The sequence below is a fragment of the Tabrizicola sp. T74 genome (assembly GCF_057219935.1).
Genome location: NZ_JBXVVT010000001.1, coordinates 1,282,425 through 1,296,589, shown reverse-complemented (window position 1 = coordinate 1,296,589; position 14,165 = coordinate 1,282,425). Strand labels below are relative to the sequence as shown.

Below are 14,165 nucleotides of genomic sequence, written 5' to 3'. Positions count from 1 at the left end.
AGACAGTGAAGCTGACACTCACATCATCGGGCCGAAACCCTAGTGAGCCGATATGCAAACGTCTGACGCCGATGCGCCCAAACCGCCCGCATATCCCTTCATCTTCCAGCAATGTCAAAGAGCCATCGTCAGACAAAAACCGTGCGATCCGCCAACTTCTTGGCGTATCCCTTCGCGCCTTGCCTTCAGATTTTCCGAACCGTCGCTGCCGTTTCCGTCCGCTTCCGTCCGTCACCGTCGCGTCTCTGCTTCGGTGGAGGGGTATTTACGGATGCGCCGCGATGCCCGCAAGAGCAAAAAACACCTTTCGGACAAAATTTTTGTGGGTAACAGAAAACACCGCAAAATCTGGTGGTTGACGCAATCAAAGCCACTATCGACGCTGCTTTGCGGCAACTTTCTTGCGCCTGCAGCATCACAGCAAGGCGGTCAGACGGCGGGACTGGTCCGTCGCGCCTTCGGCAGCAGGCGCACCGCCAGCAGGCCCAGGGCCAGTGCTACATAAACCAGCGTCTCGACCGTCCAGACCTTCACCAGAAGCGCCAGATGCAGCACTCCCGCCAGAATCGCCACATAGGCCAGCCGGTGCAGCCGATTCCACGCGACCGCCCCCATGCGCCGGATCGCGCCGTTCCACGAGGTTGCGGCCAGCGGCAGCATCACCAGGAAACCCACCATGCCGATGATGATGTAGGGCCGCTTGGTCAGGTCGGCCGCCATCTCGGCCCAGCGCAGGCCCATGTCCAGCCAGACCCAGGCCGTCAGGTGCAGCGCAACGTAGCCGAACGCCAGCAACCCCAGGGCCCGGCGGAACCGAAGAAGGTTCAGCCCCACCCGCCTGAGCGGCGTGATCGCCAGCGAGGCCAGCAGGAACTGCAACCCCCGCTCGCCCAAGCCGCGTTCGATCGCCTTCACCGGGTCCGCACCCAAGGTATCGGCTACCGCCCCCCAGACCAGGAAAGCCAGCGGCACCAGCCCCAGAAGATAGACCACCCAGGTCGGCACCCGGCGGGCAAGGGCGTTCACGCGGTCCATCAGTAGTTCACCGCCAGGTCCATGCCCGCGTACAGTGACGCCACCTCGGCCTCATAGCCGTTGAACATCAGCGTGTCCTGCCGCCCGCCAAAGAGGCCCGAGCCGATCACGCGCTCGGACGCCTGGCTCCAGCGCGGATGGTCGACGTTCGGGTTCACGTTGGAATAGAAGCCGTACTCCTGCGGCTGCAGCATGTTCCAGGTCGTGGGCGGCATCTTGTCGACCAGGCTGATCCGCACGATCGACTTGATCGACTTGAACCCGTACTTCCACGGCACCACAAGCCGGATCGGCGCTCCGTTCTGCTTGGGCATCGGCTCTCCGTACAGGCCCGTGGCCAGGATCGTCAGCGGATGCATCGCCTCGTCCAGGCGCAACCCCTCACGATAGGGCCATTCGATGAAGGGGGACGCCACACCCGGCATCTCCTCGGGGCGGACCAGCGTTTCAAACGCCACGAACTTCGCGGAAGGCTGGACGCCCACCCGGTTCAACAGGCCCGCCAGCTCGAACCCGATCCAGGGGACGACCATCGCCCAGGCCTCGACGCAGCGAAAGCGGTAGATGCGCTCCTCCAGCGGCTGGTCCTTCATCACGTCGGCCAGGTCATAGGTCCCCGGCTTGTCCACCAGCCCATCAATCAGCACCGACCAGGGATCAGTCGTCAGCGCGCCCGCGTATTCCGCCGGGTCGCCCTTGCCGGTGCCGAACTCGTAAAAGTTGTTGTAGCTGGTGATGTCCTCGAAGCTCGTGGGTTCAAGGTCCGTCGAATACTTGCTCGGCGCCGCTTCGATCCGGGCCAGCGCCGGTGCTGCCGTCAGGGCCGCTGCCCCCGCAATCAGCTGGCGGCGGTTCAGCCACAGGGGCTGCGGGGTCACGTCAGACCAGGTCAGGCGGCGCATCTCGGACTCCATCATGGGTTCTGGTGGGCTGTTCGTTGGCATACACCAAACGTTACGCAAACAGCGTCACGTGTCCGCCAAGCCGATGAAATAATGCTTCAGACCGGTCACAGGGACTGAACTTTTTTCACAGAGCTTTTACTGGAAATCGCAAGGCGCTGCGGCTTAGCGCGCCTTCGCCCCCAGTCAAGCGCTCCTCACGCAGATGTCGCACTGATCCGATGTCGCATCCCGGCCCTATCAACCTTCGCCAATGACGGCATTCCGATCATAACGGGAGTGACACCACATGATCCGCAGAACTTTCCTGGCTCTGACCGCCGCCACCGCCTTTGCGATGCCTGCCTTCGCGCAGGACAAGGACATCGTTGATACCGCTGTCGCCGCCGGCTCGTTCAACACGCTGGCCGCCGCGCTGACCGCCGCGGGCCTCGTGGAGACGCTGAAGGGCGAAGGCCCGTTCACCGTCTTCGCGCCGACCGACGCTGCCTTCGCCGCGCTGCCGGCGGGCACCGTCGAGGACCTCCTCAAGCCGGAAAACAAGGACAAGCTGACCGCGATCCTCACCTACCACGTGGTGCCGGGCAAGGTCATGTCGACCGACCTGACCGAAGGCATGAAGGCCGCCACCGTGCAGGGCGCGGAAGTGACCATCACGCTCGACGGCGGGCCGAAAGTGAACGGGGCCGTGATCTCGGGCCCGGACGTTGCCGCCTCGAACGGCGTGATCCATGTCATCGACGCCGTCATCCTGCCGCCGGAAGGCTAAGGGACCACAAAGGGGGCGCATGAGGCGCCCCCTTCTTCTTTCTCATCCAACAGGGACAATGAACATGAACCGCCGTAGCCTTTTCCGCCTTGCCGGAGCCGTCTCGCTCGCCTCGCTGATCGCCGCCTGCGTTCCCGCCGAGACCGAGCCCGATATCGTCGACATCGCCTCGTCGAACGAGGACTTCTCCACCCTGGTCGCCGCGGTCAGCGCCGCAGGCCTCGTCGACACGCTGAAGGGTGATGGCCCCTTCACCGTCTTCGCCCCCACCAACGAGGCTTTCGCCGCCCTGCCCGCAGGCACGGTCGAGAACCTGCTGAAGCCGGAAAACAAGGATCAGCTGATCAAGATCCTGACCTATCACGTCGTGCCGGGCGCCGTGACCTCGGACCAGCTGGCCGGCCAGCGGCTGGATGTCGCCACCGTGCAGGGCCAGACCGTCCACATCGACGGCCGCAAGGGCGTGAAGGTCAACAAGTCGCGGGTGACCACCGCCGATATCATGGCCTCGAACGGGGTGATCCACGTGATCGACAAGGTTCTTCTTCCGAAGTGACCGGAAAACTGTCCACGGTGGACAATCGCGGCAATGCCTGAAGACTCAATGGCTTGGTCGCGGACGTTAGGGGTTTGTTAACACCGCCCCACCATCGCCGGACGCAAGAAAAAGGGGGCCGCAAGGCCCCCTTTCGCGTGTTAGTGCACGACCGCCGACTGAGGCCGTTCGCGGCGGCTTTGTACCACCCGGTCGCCGATGATCAGGCCCTCCGGCCCCGTGGTGACCGTGATGACCGACCCGTCGAGGATTTCCCCCGCCAGCAACATCTCGGCCAGCGGGTCCTGCAGCTGCCGCTGGATCACCCGCTTCAGCGGTCGCGCGCCGAAGACCGGATCATAGCCCTCCTCGGCCAGCCAGGCCTTTGCCGTGTCGTCCAGCTCAAGCGTGATCTTCCGCGCTTGCAGGCGAGCCTCCAGCCGGTGCAGCTGGATCTCGACGATCCCCGACATATCCGCCCGGTTCAGCCGGTCGAAGATGATCTGCTCGTCCAGGCGGTTCAGGAACTCCGGCCGGAAGTGCTGCCGGACGGCCTCCATCACCTCGGCCTTCGCGCCACTGGCATCGACACCCTCCGGCAGCTCCGACAAGGCCCGCGCCCCGAGGTTCGAGGTCAGGATGATCAGCGTCTGCTTGAAGTCCACCGTCCGGCCCTGACCATCGGTCAGCCGACCATCGTCCAGCACCTGGAGGAGCACGTTGAACACGTCCGGATGCGCCTTCTCGACCTCGTCGAAGAGAACCACCTGATAGGGCCGGCGCCGCACCGCTTCGGTCAGCACGCCGCCCTCGTCATAGCCGACATAGCCGGGGGGTGCGCCGATCAGACGGGCGACGGAATGCTTCTCCATGAACTCCGACATGTCGATGCGGACCATCGCCTGGTCGTCGTCAAAGAGATACGCCGCCAGCGCCTTGGTCAGTTCCGTCTTCCCAACGCCGGTTGGCCCCAGGAACAGGAAGCTGCCCAGCGGCCGGTTCTCATCCGACAGCCCGGCCCGCGAGCGCCGCACAGCCCGCGACACGGCTTCCACCGCCGCCCGCTGCCCGACAACGCGCTTGCCCAGCTCCTCTTCCATCTTGAGGAGCTTCTCCTTCTCGCCTTCCAGCATCTTCGTGGTCGGAATGCCGGTCCAGCGTTCCACCACCTCGGCGATCTGCTCCGGCCGCACGGCCTCGGCGACCAGAGCTTGCCCTTCCTTGGCTTCCGCCTCGGCCAGGTCCTTCTCCAGCGCCGGGATACGGCCATACTGCAGCTCTCCGGCCTTTGCGAAGTTGCCCTCTCGCTTGGCCTGATCGAGTTCAGCCCGCGCGTGGTCCAGCTGTTCCTTCAGCGTCCGCGCAGCTTCCAGGCTCGCCCGCTCCGCCTGCCACTTCGCCGTCACTTCCGCCGATTTCTGCTGCAGGTCGGCAAGCTCCCGCTCCAGCTTCTCCAGCCGGTCCTTCGACGCCGCGTCGTCTTCCTTCTTCAGGGCCTCGGCCTCGATCTGGAACTGCAGGATCTGCCGGTCCAGAGCGTCCAGCTCCTCGGGCTTCGAATCCACCTCCATCCGCAACCGGCTGGCGGCCTCGTCCATCAGGTCGATGGCCTTGTCCGGCAGGAAACGGTCGGTGATGTAGCGATGGCTGAGGGTCGCCGCCGCGACCAGCGCCGCGTCGGTGATCCGCACGCCGTGGTGCAGCTCATACTTCTCCTTGATGCCCCGGAGGATGGAGATCGAGTCCTCTACCGTCGGCTCCTCGACAAACACCGGCTGGAAGCGACGGGCGAGTGCCGCGTCCTTCTCCACGTGCTTCCGATACTCGTCCAAGGTCGTGGCACCCACGCAATGCAACTCACCCCGCGCCAGCGCCGGCTTGATCAGGTTCGCCGCATCCATCGCGCCTTCGGATTTCCCGGCACCGACCAAGGTATGCATCTCGTCGATGAAGAGGATGATCTCCCCCGCCGCCGCCTCGATCTCCTTCAGGATCGCTTTCAGACGCTCTTCGAACTCACCACGGTACTTCGCCCCGGCGATCAGGGACCCCATGTCCAGCGCCATCAGCTTCTTGTTCTTCAGGCTCTCCGGCACGTCGCCGTTGACGATGCGCAGGGCCAGGCCTTCCGCAATCGCGGTCTTGCCGACGCCGGGCTCACCGATGAGCACCGGGTTGTTCTTCGTCCGCCGCGACAGCACCTGCATTGCGCGGCGGATTTCCTCGTCCCGGCCAATGATCGGGTCGATCTTGCCGTCCCGCGCGGCCTCGGTCAGGTCGCGCGCATATTTCTTCAGCGCCTCCATCGTGTCTTCCGACGAGGCGCTGTCCGCCGTCCGCCCCTTGCGGACCTCATTGATCGCCGAGTTCAGCCCCTGGGCCGTCACTGCCCCCGCCGTCAGCGCATCCTTGGCGCGCGTGTTCACCAGCGCCAAAGCCGTCAGCAGGCGTTCGACGGGAACAAAGCTGTCGCCAGCCTTCTTGGCAACAGCCTCCGCCTCGTCCAGCACCCGCACCAATTGCGGATCGACATAGGTCTGCGCATCGCCGCCCGTGACCTTCGGCAGCTTGGCAATCGCGGCATTCACCGCCGCATTGACCTGCTCGGGCGAGCCGCCCGCCTTGCGGATCAGGTTCGCCGCCAGGCCCTGGTCGTCATCCATCAAAGCCTTCAGCAAGTGATCGGGCAGCACGCGCTGGTGGCTTTCCCGCATCGCGATGGTCTGTGCGGCCTGAAGGAAACCGCGCGACCGTTCCGTGAATTTCTCCAAATTCATCGGCCATACTCCTCTCGTGAAGCGCCCCGCTTGCGATGCCCGGAAACCCAGCCCATCGCGTGAAGGCCTTGGCTTTCATCTGGGCAGACCGGGAAAGCATTGCAATCCCCGTTTGCGTAAAAACCACAGTGCCGGAAAACCTGTCGCAGGTCGGGCCGGTCGGCCTTTCTTCGCCGATAGGGACGAAGGCCATCGGCGGTATCGGGCTTGCCGGTCAAATTGGCGACAAGCTTTCCTTGCGCATGCCGCCCCAGGGTCCACATCCTCGGTACTTCCGAACAAGAGGCCGGGCCATGAGCGACACCAAACTTCCCCTGATCCACAAGGCCCCGGTCGAGGGCCTGGCGATCCATGTCGCCCGCGCCGGCCTTGCCATCGGCGACAGCGCCCGGCTGGATCGCCTGTCCGACGGTCGCATTGGTGTCTTTGCCCGCCTGAAGAAGCCGATCCTCGGCCTGATCCCGCACCACCGCGACGGGCTGGTCGGCCACCTGGGGCCCGTGGCCGAGGAAATCCTTGCTCCCTCGCTGGCGCATGGCGATGACCTGCGCGTGCGGATCATTGACCTGACGCCGGAACACCTGGCCAATGGCTATCCGCCCGAGGTCTATATATCGGTCTGGGGCGACCCGCGCCACCTGCAGCCGATCCTGACGACGGTCGATATTCCGCCCCAGCTGCCCGAGCCGAAACCAAGGGCGCCGAAGGGGCTTAGCGGGTTGCGCACGGCCTAGGGTTCATAGCGCACATAGGCGAAGGCACTGGAGTCCGGCGCCCAGCAGGGGACGTTTATCGAGCCCTGACCGCCCGTGAACTCCCGCACCCGGCGCCGGTTGCCGCCATCGGGATCGCACAGGACCAGCGCCACCTCCAGGTCTGCCGGATGCCCCGTGGTGCCGGGCGGATAGGCGAGATATAGAAGCTGCCGCCCGTCCGGCGATGGATGCGGGAACCAGTTGACGAACACGTCCTTGAACAGTTGTCGCTGCCCCGACCCATCCGCCGCCATCACCCAGATCTGCGCATGACCTGTCCGGTCGCAGTTGTAGTAGATGCGCGTGCCGTCGGGGGAGAAGTCCGGCCCATCGCAATGCCCCTCGCCAAAGGTCAGCCGCTTCTCCTCTGCGCCCGGAATCAACGTGTAGACATCGATCACCCGGCTGCCGCCCCGCGCTGCGACATAGGTCAGGGTCTTGCCGTCGGGCGAGATGCCATGCCACCAGCTGGGGCTGTCGGGCGACACCTTCACCGGCTCACCCCCTTCGACCGGCATCAGATATATCTGCGACCCCGCGCCTTCGTGATGCGAGGACAGGATGATCGTCGCACCGTCCGGGCTAATCCCGTGGTCGTTGTTGCAGCGCACCGCCGCACCCGAAGGCAATTCGACCAGCGAGGGCTTGTCCAGCGGCACCCGGTAGAGGCGCCCCTCGCCATTCACCAGAAGCCAATCCCCGGGCGGCGCCCAGTTCGGCGCCTCGATCCGGCCCTCCACCGCCAGCACCTCGGTCACTCGTCCCGAGCTTACTTCATAAGTCTCAATGATGCTGCGCATGGCCCAAACCCTTCCAATTCAATTCAAATTCGCGCTTGCTCTTTTCAGAAATACTCCACGGGGGTCCGGGGGTGTGAAACCCCCGGGGCCAGCCAAAGGCACTACCCCCGGTCCTTCGCGACCAGCAGCTTCTTCGGCCGCAACGCCTCCGCCGCCTTGAACAGCGAAAACGTCTGGTTCACGTAGTTCACCACGCCCGAGATGCTCTCCAGATAGGTCTGCAATTCCGCCGTCCGCTCGGCCTCGACCAGCTGCACCGGGCGCGAAGGGTCCACCCCTTCGAACTGGACATAGAACAGCGGCTCTCCCCGGCGGAGGATCAGGTCCTTCTGCGGCTCGTGCCATTCGAAGGCCCACATCAGCGGGCGCGGCCAGATCGAGATCGGGAACCGCCCGCCGAAGATCGTCCCGGGCAGGGGATCGGGCCGGTAATGCGCAAAGGCCGACAGCTGGCTCATGTAGACCATTTCGTCGGCGATGAAGTAGTAGGGCAGGTGCAGCTGCACCGTGGGCCGGTCGGGAAACCGCCATTCGGTTTCCGAGACAAGCGTCAGAACCTCGTTCAGCTTCGATGACCGGATCGGACTGGCCGCCCCCGCCCGGTTCACCAACACCGGCTTGCCCTTGTCGTCGCGCTGAAAGCCGATGTGCAGATCGAACGGGCATTTCACCGTGAAATACCGGCTTTCCAGCTGGATCACCGCCGGGCAGCGGCTGGCTGATTTCGCATGCGCCTTGTTCGGCGGGCGGATCATCACCCGCTCGGGCGGGTCATACAGCACCGCGCCCTTGTCCGAGGCCAGGAACCAGCCGACTGTCAGGGGGCCTGCCTCCGGACCATCCTCGGGGCGCTCGAAAGAAAGGTTGATGTCCATCGCCCGCTCCTACTCCAACGCCTTCAGCAAGGCGCGCACCGCATCCGCTTGGGTCTGCCGCCATACCGCAGGGGCAAACCCCATCTCCACCACCCGGCCCGTGACCGGGGCCGTCCCCGAACATGACGCGTGAAGCTCGGTTATGCCAAGCCCCTTCAGCATCGCGGCATTCCCCGGGGTCACCCCCGACCCCGGCATCACCGTGATCCGGCCCGCCGCCTGGGCCACCAGCGCCGCGATCCGCGCCGCCCCGGCTTCCGCCGTCACTGCGCCGCCCGAGGTCAGGATACGGTCGAACCCCAGCGCCACCGCCTCTTCCAGCGCCGCGCCCATGTCGGGGGTTAGGTCTATGCACCGGTGTAGCACAAGGTCCAGACCCACCGCCGCATCCACCAGCCGCCGCAGGACCGGCACGTCAAGGCGACCGTCCGGCAGCGACGCCCCCAATACGATCCCTGCCAAACCGGCATCACGCACCGCTGCGATCTCGGCCTCCATCATCTCGACTTCGGCCTCGGACCAGACGAAATCCCCCGCGCGGGGCCGGATCATCGCGACCACCGGCACGCCGCAGCCCGCCGCCAGCGCGATCAGCCCGGCTGAAGGCGTCAGCCCGCCCAGCGCCAAAGCCGCACAGAGCTCGATCCGGTCCGCCCCGCCCGCGACGGCCTCGGCCAGCCCCGCGGCACTGTCGACGCAGACCTCCAGCATCACCCCCATGCCGCGACCCCCGCCATCGCCGCACCCAGAAGCCCCGCATCCGCCCCGCATTCCGCCGGCACGACCAGCGGCCCCTTCGTCCGACGCAGGATGCGCACCCGCACTGCCTCGTCCAGATAGGCCACCAGCCCCGGGGCGCGGGACAAGCCGCCACCCACCGGCACCACGTCGGCCCCCACGACGTTCACCACCATCGCCAGGGGACCCGCGACCAGGTCGCGCCAAAGTGCCATCGTCTCGCCGGCCTCGGCCTCACCCGCCATCCAGCCCGCGATGATCGCCTCGGACCCCAGAAGTTCCGCCGTGCGCTTGCGATGCAGCCGCTCCAACCCCCGCGCCGAGCCAACCGTGTCCAGGCATCCGACCTGCCCGCAACCGCACTGGAACGCATACTCACCCCGGATCAGCGGCCCATGCCCCCATTCCCCGGCATAGCCCCCCGCGCCCGTGACGACCCGACCGCCGATCACCAGCCCGCCACCGACGCCCGAGCCCAGGATCACCCCGAACACCGTGCCATGCCCGCGCCCCGCGCCCTGCGACGCCTCAGCCAGCGCAAAGCAGTCGGCGTCGTTCAGCACTTGCACTGGCAGGCCCGTTGCCGCCTCGACCTCGGGACCAAGCGCCAACCCGTCAATGGCCGGGATGTTCGCCACCTTCCCCACGCCCGTCGCCGGATCGACCACCCCGGCGATAGAGATCGCGATGCCCTTCTCTTTCCCGGTAACGAAACCCTTCACCGCTGCCGTGAACGCCGCCTTGTCGCCCAGCGGTGTCACCACCTCGCCCAGAGGCCGCAGCCCGCCATCCCAGGCCGCCGCCTTGATCCGGCTGCCGCCGATGTCGAATGCCAGGATCATCCCCATCCCCGTCTCGGGCCCCACTTTTTCCGCCAGTCTTGACAGCCCTGCCCCGCCCCGTCAAACCGCCCCGAAACCGCCGGAGGCCCCATGCCCGCAGATGACCGCCTGATCGTCGCTTTGGACGTGCCGAACGTTGTGCAGGGCCTGGACCTTGTCGCCCGCATCGGGGACGCCGCCAGCTTCTACAAGATCGGCCTCGGGATGCTGACCGGCGGGGGCCTGGCGCTTGCGAATGAGCTTAAGCACGAACAGGGCAAGCGCATCTTCCTGGACATGAAGCTCTTCGACATCGGCGCCACGATCGAGGCCGCCGTTCGGGGCCTGGCGCAATACGATCTCGACTTCCTGACCGTCCACGGAGACCCGCAGGTGGTCAGCGCCGCCGCCACCGGCAAGGGCGGGACGGACCTCAAGATCCTGGCCGTGACCATCCTCACCTCGCTGGACCGCGCCGACCTTGACGCAAACCTCATCAAACCCGGCGACATCCACGACATCACGCTGGAACGCGCTGCCCGCGCGCTTGCCGCCGGGGCCGACGGCGTCATCGCCTCGCCGCAAGAGGCCGCAATGATCCGCGCCCTGCCCGAAGCGCAGGGCAAGCTGATCGTCACACCCGGCGTCCGCCCCGCCGGAGCCGCGACCGGAGACCAGAAGCGCATCGCCACGCCGCATCAGGCCATCGCCGACGGCGCCGACCATATCGTCGTCGGGCGTCCCATCTGGCAGGCGAAGGACCCCGCAGCCGCCGCCCGCGCCGTGATCGCCGAACTCCCCTGATTTCTCGCAGAAAAATCGTGAGAAGCTTTCCCAAGTAAAAGAATCGGGTTTACAAGACCTACTAAATTAGTCAGACATTCGGCAAACAGCCGAAAGTCGACCCATGCGCCTCCTGTCCGTCCTCTTCCTGACCGCAACCCCCACCCTCGCCGCCACGCCAGAGGAGGTCACGACCCATTACGCCGACCTCGCGCTCGCCACCTACCAGGACAGCCTGACCACCGCACGGGCACTGCAGGCCGCAGTTGACGCCCTGGTCACTGCCCCCTCCGACGCCACCCTGAAAACCGCCCGCGAGGCCTGGCTGGCCGCCCGCGTCCCCTACCAGCAGTCCGAGGCCTTCCGCTTCGGCAACCCCATCGTCGACGACTGGGAGGGCCGGGTGAACGCCTGGCCCTTGGACGAGGGCTTGATCGACTACGTCAGCACCGACTACGGCAACGAGGAAAACCAGCTCGCCACCCTGAACGTCATCGCCACGCCGAAATTCACCCTCTCCGGCACCGAGATCGATGCCACCGCCATCACCCCCACCCTCATCTCCACAACCCTGCACGAAGCCGACGGGATCGAGGCCAACGTCGCTTCGGGCTACCATGCCATCGAGTTCCTCCTCTGGGGTCAGGACCTGAACGGCACCAACCCGGGCGCGGGCAACCGTCCCTACACCGACTTCCTGCCGGGTGCAGAGTGCACCAACGGCAACTGTGACCGCCGCGCCGCCTATCTGCAGGCCGCGACCGACCTCCTCGTCGCCGATCTGGGCGAGATGGTCGACAACTGGGAAGGCGACGGCCTTGCCCGCGCCGCCGTCATCGCCGAGCCCGAGGCTGGACTACTGGCGATCCTGACCGGCATGGGCAGCCTCTCTTACGGCGAACTCGCGGGCGAACGCATCAAGCTTGGCCTCATGCTGAACGACCCCGAGGAAGAGCATGACTGCTTTTCCGACAACACCCACAACAGCCACTTCTACGACGGTGTCGGCATCCGCAACGTCTACCTCGGTACCTATACCCGGACGGACGGCAGCACCCTGACCGGCCCCTCCATCGCCGACCTCGTCGCCGCTGCCGACCCCGCCGTTGACACGCAACTCAAGTCCGAACTCGACGCCTCCGTCACGGCCCTGCAGGCGATGAAGGACGCAGGCGATGCCGGGCAGACCTTCGACACCCTCATCGCTCCCGGCAACGCGGAAGGCGAGGCGATCATCATGGCCGCTGTCAACGCACTGGTCACCCAGACCGCGTCCATCGACCGGGCCGTGACGGCGCTTGGCCTCTCCAAGGTGGATTTCGAAGGCTCCGACAGCCTCGACAGCCCCGAGGCGGTGTTCCAGTGATCATCTGCCACTGCCAGTCGATCTCGGACCACGACATCCGCGCGGCGGTGGACTGGATGCGCGCCGCTGACCCGCAGACGCTCATCACACCCGGCAAGGTCTACCGCGCGCTCGGCAAGCGGGCCGACTGCGGCGGCTGCCTGCCCCTCTTCCTCGACACATTGCGGCAGACCCCTGCCTTCCGCATCCCCGATCCCCCGGCCCCCGCACGACCGACCCGGCGCAAGACCGCGTAACTGACCCACCCCCGCACCCCGCCGTTGTCCGGCACAAGGCACGCAGAAGGAGACATCATGAAAGGCGACGCAAAGGTCATCGACTACCTCAACGCGGCACTCCGGTCGGAACTCACAGCCGTCAGCCAGTATTGGCTGCACTATCGCCTGCAAGAGGACTGGGGCCTCGGCCACCTCGCCGACAAGTCCCGGGCGGAATCAATCGAAGAGATGCACCACGCCGACCGGCTGATCGCCCGGATCATCTTCCTGGAAGGCCACCCGAACCTGCAAAAGCTCGACCCGCTGCGCATTGGCCAGACCGTGCGCGAGACGCTGGAGGCTGATCTTGCCGCCGAACACGACGCCCGCACGCTTTACATCGAGGCCCGCCGCCACTGCGATGCCGTCGGCGACTTCGTTACGCGCAGCCTTTTCGACGAGCTGATCGCGGACGAGGAAGGCCATATCGACTTCCTCGAAACCCAGATCGGCCTGTTCGACAAGCTGGGGGCCGAACGCTATGGCCTCTTGAACGCCAAGCCCGCAAGTTCCGCCGAGTAAGCTCCGGCTTCTCGCCCATACCGCCGCCCGCCACGTGGGCAGGCACATTTGTGTTTGTCGCGGACCAGGCTGACCATATGGTTGCTGGCCGGAAGTGGCGCACGGGATAGTGTCGGAAACAGAAGGTGTCCGAAGTGGAAGGCCATGGACGGAAGGGGTCTCATCCGAGACCGACGCTCAAGACGATTGCCGACCTTTGCGGACTTGGGGTGCCGTCGGTCAGTCGTGCGCTGAACGATTCTCCCGAGATCGGCGAAGAGACCAAGCGCCGGGTGCGCCAGATCGCGCAAGAGGTGGGCTATGTGCCCGACCGGGCCGGCCAGCGGCTGCGCACCGGACAGACCTTCATGATCAGCCTGGTCTTCCGCATCTCGCCCGATGACCAGATGAGCCGCCTGATCCCTTCGATTGCCCGGGCGCTGTTGTCGACACGCTTCCAGATTTCGATCATCCCGGCCTTGTCGCACGAGGACGGATTGCAGGCCATCAAGCAGGTGGTCGAGGGCCGGATGGCCGATGCGGTGATCTTCAACGAGACCCTGATCGACGATCCGCGCACCGCCTACCTGCTTGAGAGCGGCTTCCCCTTTGCCACCCACGGTCGCAGCAGCCTTTCACATCTTCACCCGTACTACGACTTCGACAACGGTGCCTTTGCAAGGTTGGCTGTAGATCTGATGCGGCGGCGCAAACGAACGTCGCTGACGCTGGTTGGTCCCCCGCGTGAACGACACTACGGGCGCGATACCATCATGAATGCGTCACAGGCGGCTGCGGACCTTGGGCTTGCCTTCAGGGAAATAGACCGGGCAAACATCGGTGGCTCGCTTTCCGACCTGCAGGCCGCCGCCCGAGACCACGTAGCCAGTCATCCGGACTGTGACGGCTACATCTGCTCTTCGGACCCCGCCGCCCTGGCCGTGACGTCGGCGCTGACCAAAGCCGGTCGGGTGATCGGCCAGGATGTCGACGTGATCGCCAAGGGGTCAGGTCGCCTGCTTGGGATGGCGAACCCGGCCATCATCGCCATTGACGAGGACACCCAGCGCGCTGCCGACTTTCTGGCCCGTGCGGTGCTGCAAGCGATCCGCGCCCCCGATGCGGCGCCGATGCAGGAAGTCGAACAGCCCGACTTTTCCGGTTTTCTCTAGCTTCGGGCTGGATGGTCCGACCGCCGTCAGCGGCCGGACCCAGGTGCTAGGCATTACCAGGGAACTCGCTACGCGCACC

16 protein-coding genes are annotated in these 14,165 nt (G+C 65.7%); 9 read left to right on the top strand and 7 right to left on the bottom strand.

All coding sequences use genetic code 11. The features are described from left to right. On the top strand, positions 1 to 359 hold a 359-nt coding region (locus AC2EAL_RS06615), incomplete at its 5' end, for a hypothetical protein (RefSeq protein WP_484723373.1). A gap of 70 nt (positions 360 to 429) precedes the next feature. On the opposite strand, the gene msrQ is transcribed toward AC2EAL_RS06615, so the two are convergent. Continuing rightward, on the bottom strand, positions 430 to 1,035 hold the full coding sequence (gene msrQ, locus AC2EAL_RS06610; RefSeq protein ID WP_484723372.1) for a protein-methionine-sulfoxide reductase heme-binding subunit MsrQ: 606 nt from the start codon (positions 1,033 to 1,035) through the stop codon (positions 430 to 432). Beyond that, complete coding sequence (msrP, locus tag AC2EAL_RS06605) at positions 1,035 to 1,937, bottom strand: protein-methionine-sulfoxide reductase catalytic subunit MsrP (RefSeq protein WP_484723371.1); 903 nt, start codon at positions 1,935 to 1,937, stop codon at positions 1,035 to 1,037. Before msrP ends, msrQ begins: the two co-directional genes overlap by 1 nt. Before the next feature lie 289 nt (positions 1,938 to 2,226). Between msrP and AC2EAL_RS06600 the strand changes: the two genes are divergently transcribed. Together AC2EAL_RS06600 and AC2EAL_RS06595 are read left to right on the top strand one after the other, a co-directional pair. Continuing rightward, the gene (locus AC2EAL_RS06600) at positions 2,227 to 2,706 is read left to right on the top strand and encodes a fasciclin domain-containing protein (protein WP_484723370.1); all 480 of its coding nucleotides are present in this window, start codon (positions 2,227 to 2,229) and stop codon (positions 2,704 to 2,706) included. A 64-nt stretch (positions 2,707 to 2,770) separates the two neighbouring features. After that, the gene (locus tag AC2EAL_RS06595; RefSeq protein ID WP_484723369.1) at positions 2,771 to 3,262 is read left to right on the top strand and encodes a fasciclin domain-containing protein; all 492 of its coding nucleotides are present in this window, start codon (positions 2,771 to 2,773) and stop codon (positions 3,260 to 3,262) included. 140 nt (positions 3,263 to 3,402) lie between these two features. Here the strand turns inward: AC2EAL_RS06595 and clpB are convergent, their stop codons facing one another. Beyond that, entirely contained in the window at positions 3,403 to 6,018 is a 2,616-nt protein-coding gene (clpB, locus tag AC2EAL_RS06590; RefSeq protein ID WP_484723368.1) for an ATP-dependent chaperone ClpB, read from the bottom strand. 293 nt (positions 6,019 to 6,311) lie between these two features. Between clpB and AC2EAL_RS06585 the strand changes: the two genes are divergently transcribed. Continuing rightward, a complete protein-coding gene (locus tag AC2EAL_RS06585; RefSeq protein ID WP_484723367.1) occupies positions 6,312 to 6,752 on the top strand; it encodes a hypothetical protein in 441 nt (146 codons plus the stop codon). On the opposite strand, the gene AC2EAL_RS06580 is transcribed toward AC2EAL_RS06585, so the two are convergent. The 4 genes from AC2EAL_RS06580 to AC2EAL_RS06565 all read right to left on the bottom strand — a co-directional run bounded on the left by AC2EAL_RS06580 (position 6,749) and on the right by AC2EAL_RS06565 (position 10,028). After that, positions 6,749 to 7,573, bottom strand: coding sequence for a TolB family protein (locus tag AC2EAL_RS06580; protein WP_484723366.1), 825 nt, complete (start codon positions 7,571 to 7,573; stop codon positions 6,749 to 6,751). The two genes, AC2EAL_RS06585 and AC2EAL_RS06580, sit on opposite strands and share 4 nt — an antisense overlap. Positions 7,574 to 7,674: 101 nt before the next feature. After that, positions 7,675 to 8,448 carry a hypothetical protein gene (locus AC2EAL_RS06575; protein ID WP_484723365.1) on the bottom strand — a complete coding sequence of 258 codons (774 nt, stop codon included), beginning with the start codon at positions 8,446 to 8,448 and terminating at the stop codon, positions 7,675 to 7,677. Positions 8,449 to 8,457: 9 nt separating this feature from the next. Then, a complete protein-coding gene (locus AC2EAL_RS06570) occupies positions 8,458 to 9,168 on the bottom strand; it encodes a copper homeostasis protein CutC (RefSeq protein ID WP_484723364.1) in 711 nt (236 codons plus the stop codon). Continuing rightward, positions 9,159 to 10,028 (bottom strand): ROK family protein, encoded by an 870-nt coding sequence (locus tag AC2EAL_RS06565; protein ID WP_484723363.1) that lies wholly within the window; start codon positions 10,026 to 10,028, stop codon positions 9,159 to 9,161. The genes AC2EAL_RS06570 and AC2EAL_RS06565 overlap by 10 nt, the downstream gene beginning before the upstream one ends. 90 nt (positions 10,029 to 10,118) lie before the next feature. Here AC2EAL_RS06565 and pyrF point away from each other — a divergent pair, with 90 nt between their 5' ends. The 5 genes from pyrF (at position 10,119) to AC2EAL_RS06540 (ending at position 14,086) form a co-directional block, all read left to right on the top strand. Further along, complete coding sequence (pyrF, locus tag AC2EAL_RS06560; RefSeq protein ID WP_484723362.1) at positions 10,119 to 10,811, top strand: orotidine-5'-phosphate decarboxylase; 693 nt, start codon at positions 10,119 to 10,121, stop codon at positions 10,809 to 10,811. A gap of 103 nt (positions 10,812 to 10,914) precedes the next feature. Next, a complete protein-coding gene (locus AC2EAL_RS06555) occupies positions 10,915 to 12,156 on the top strand; it encodes an imelysin family protein (RefSeq protein ID WP_484723361.1) in 1,242 nt (413 codons plus the stop codon). Continuing rightward, a complete protein-coding gene (locus AC2EAL_RS06550) occupies positions 12,153 to 12,392 on the top strand; it encodes a (2Fe-2S)-binding protein (RefSeq protein WP_484723360.1) in 240 nt (79 codons plus the stop codon). The genes AC2EAL_RS06555 and AC2EAL_RS06550 overlap by 4 nt, the downstream gene beginning before the upstream one ends. Before the next feature lie 57 nt (positions 12,393 to 12,449). Further along, a complete protein-coding gene (gene bfr / locus AC2EAL_RS06545; protein ID WP_484723359.1) occupies positions 12,450 to 12,935 on the top strand; it encodes a bacterioferritin in 486 nt (161 codons plus the stop codon). Between the two features lie 125 nt (positions 12,936 to 13,060). Next, positions 13,061 to 14,086, top strand: coding sequence for a substrate-binding domain-containing protein (locus AC2EAL_RS06540; RefSeq protein WP_484723358.1), 1,026 nt, complete (start codon positions 13,061 to 13,063; stop codon positions 14,084 to 14,086). Positions 14,087 to 14,165: the final 79 nt, after the last annotated feature.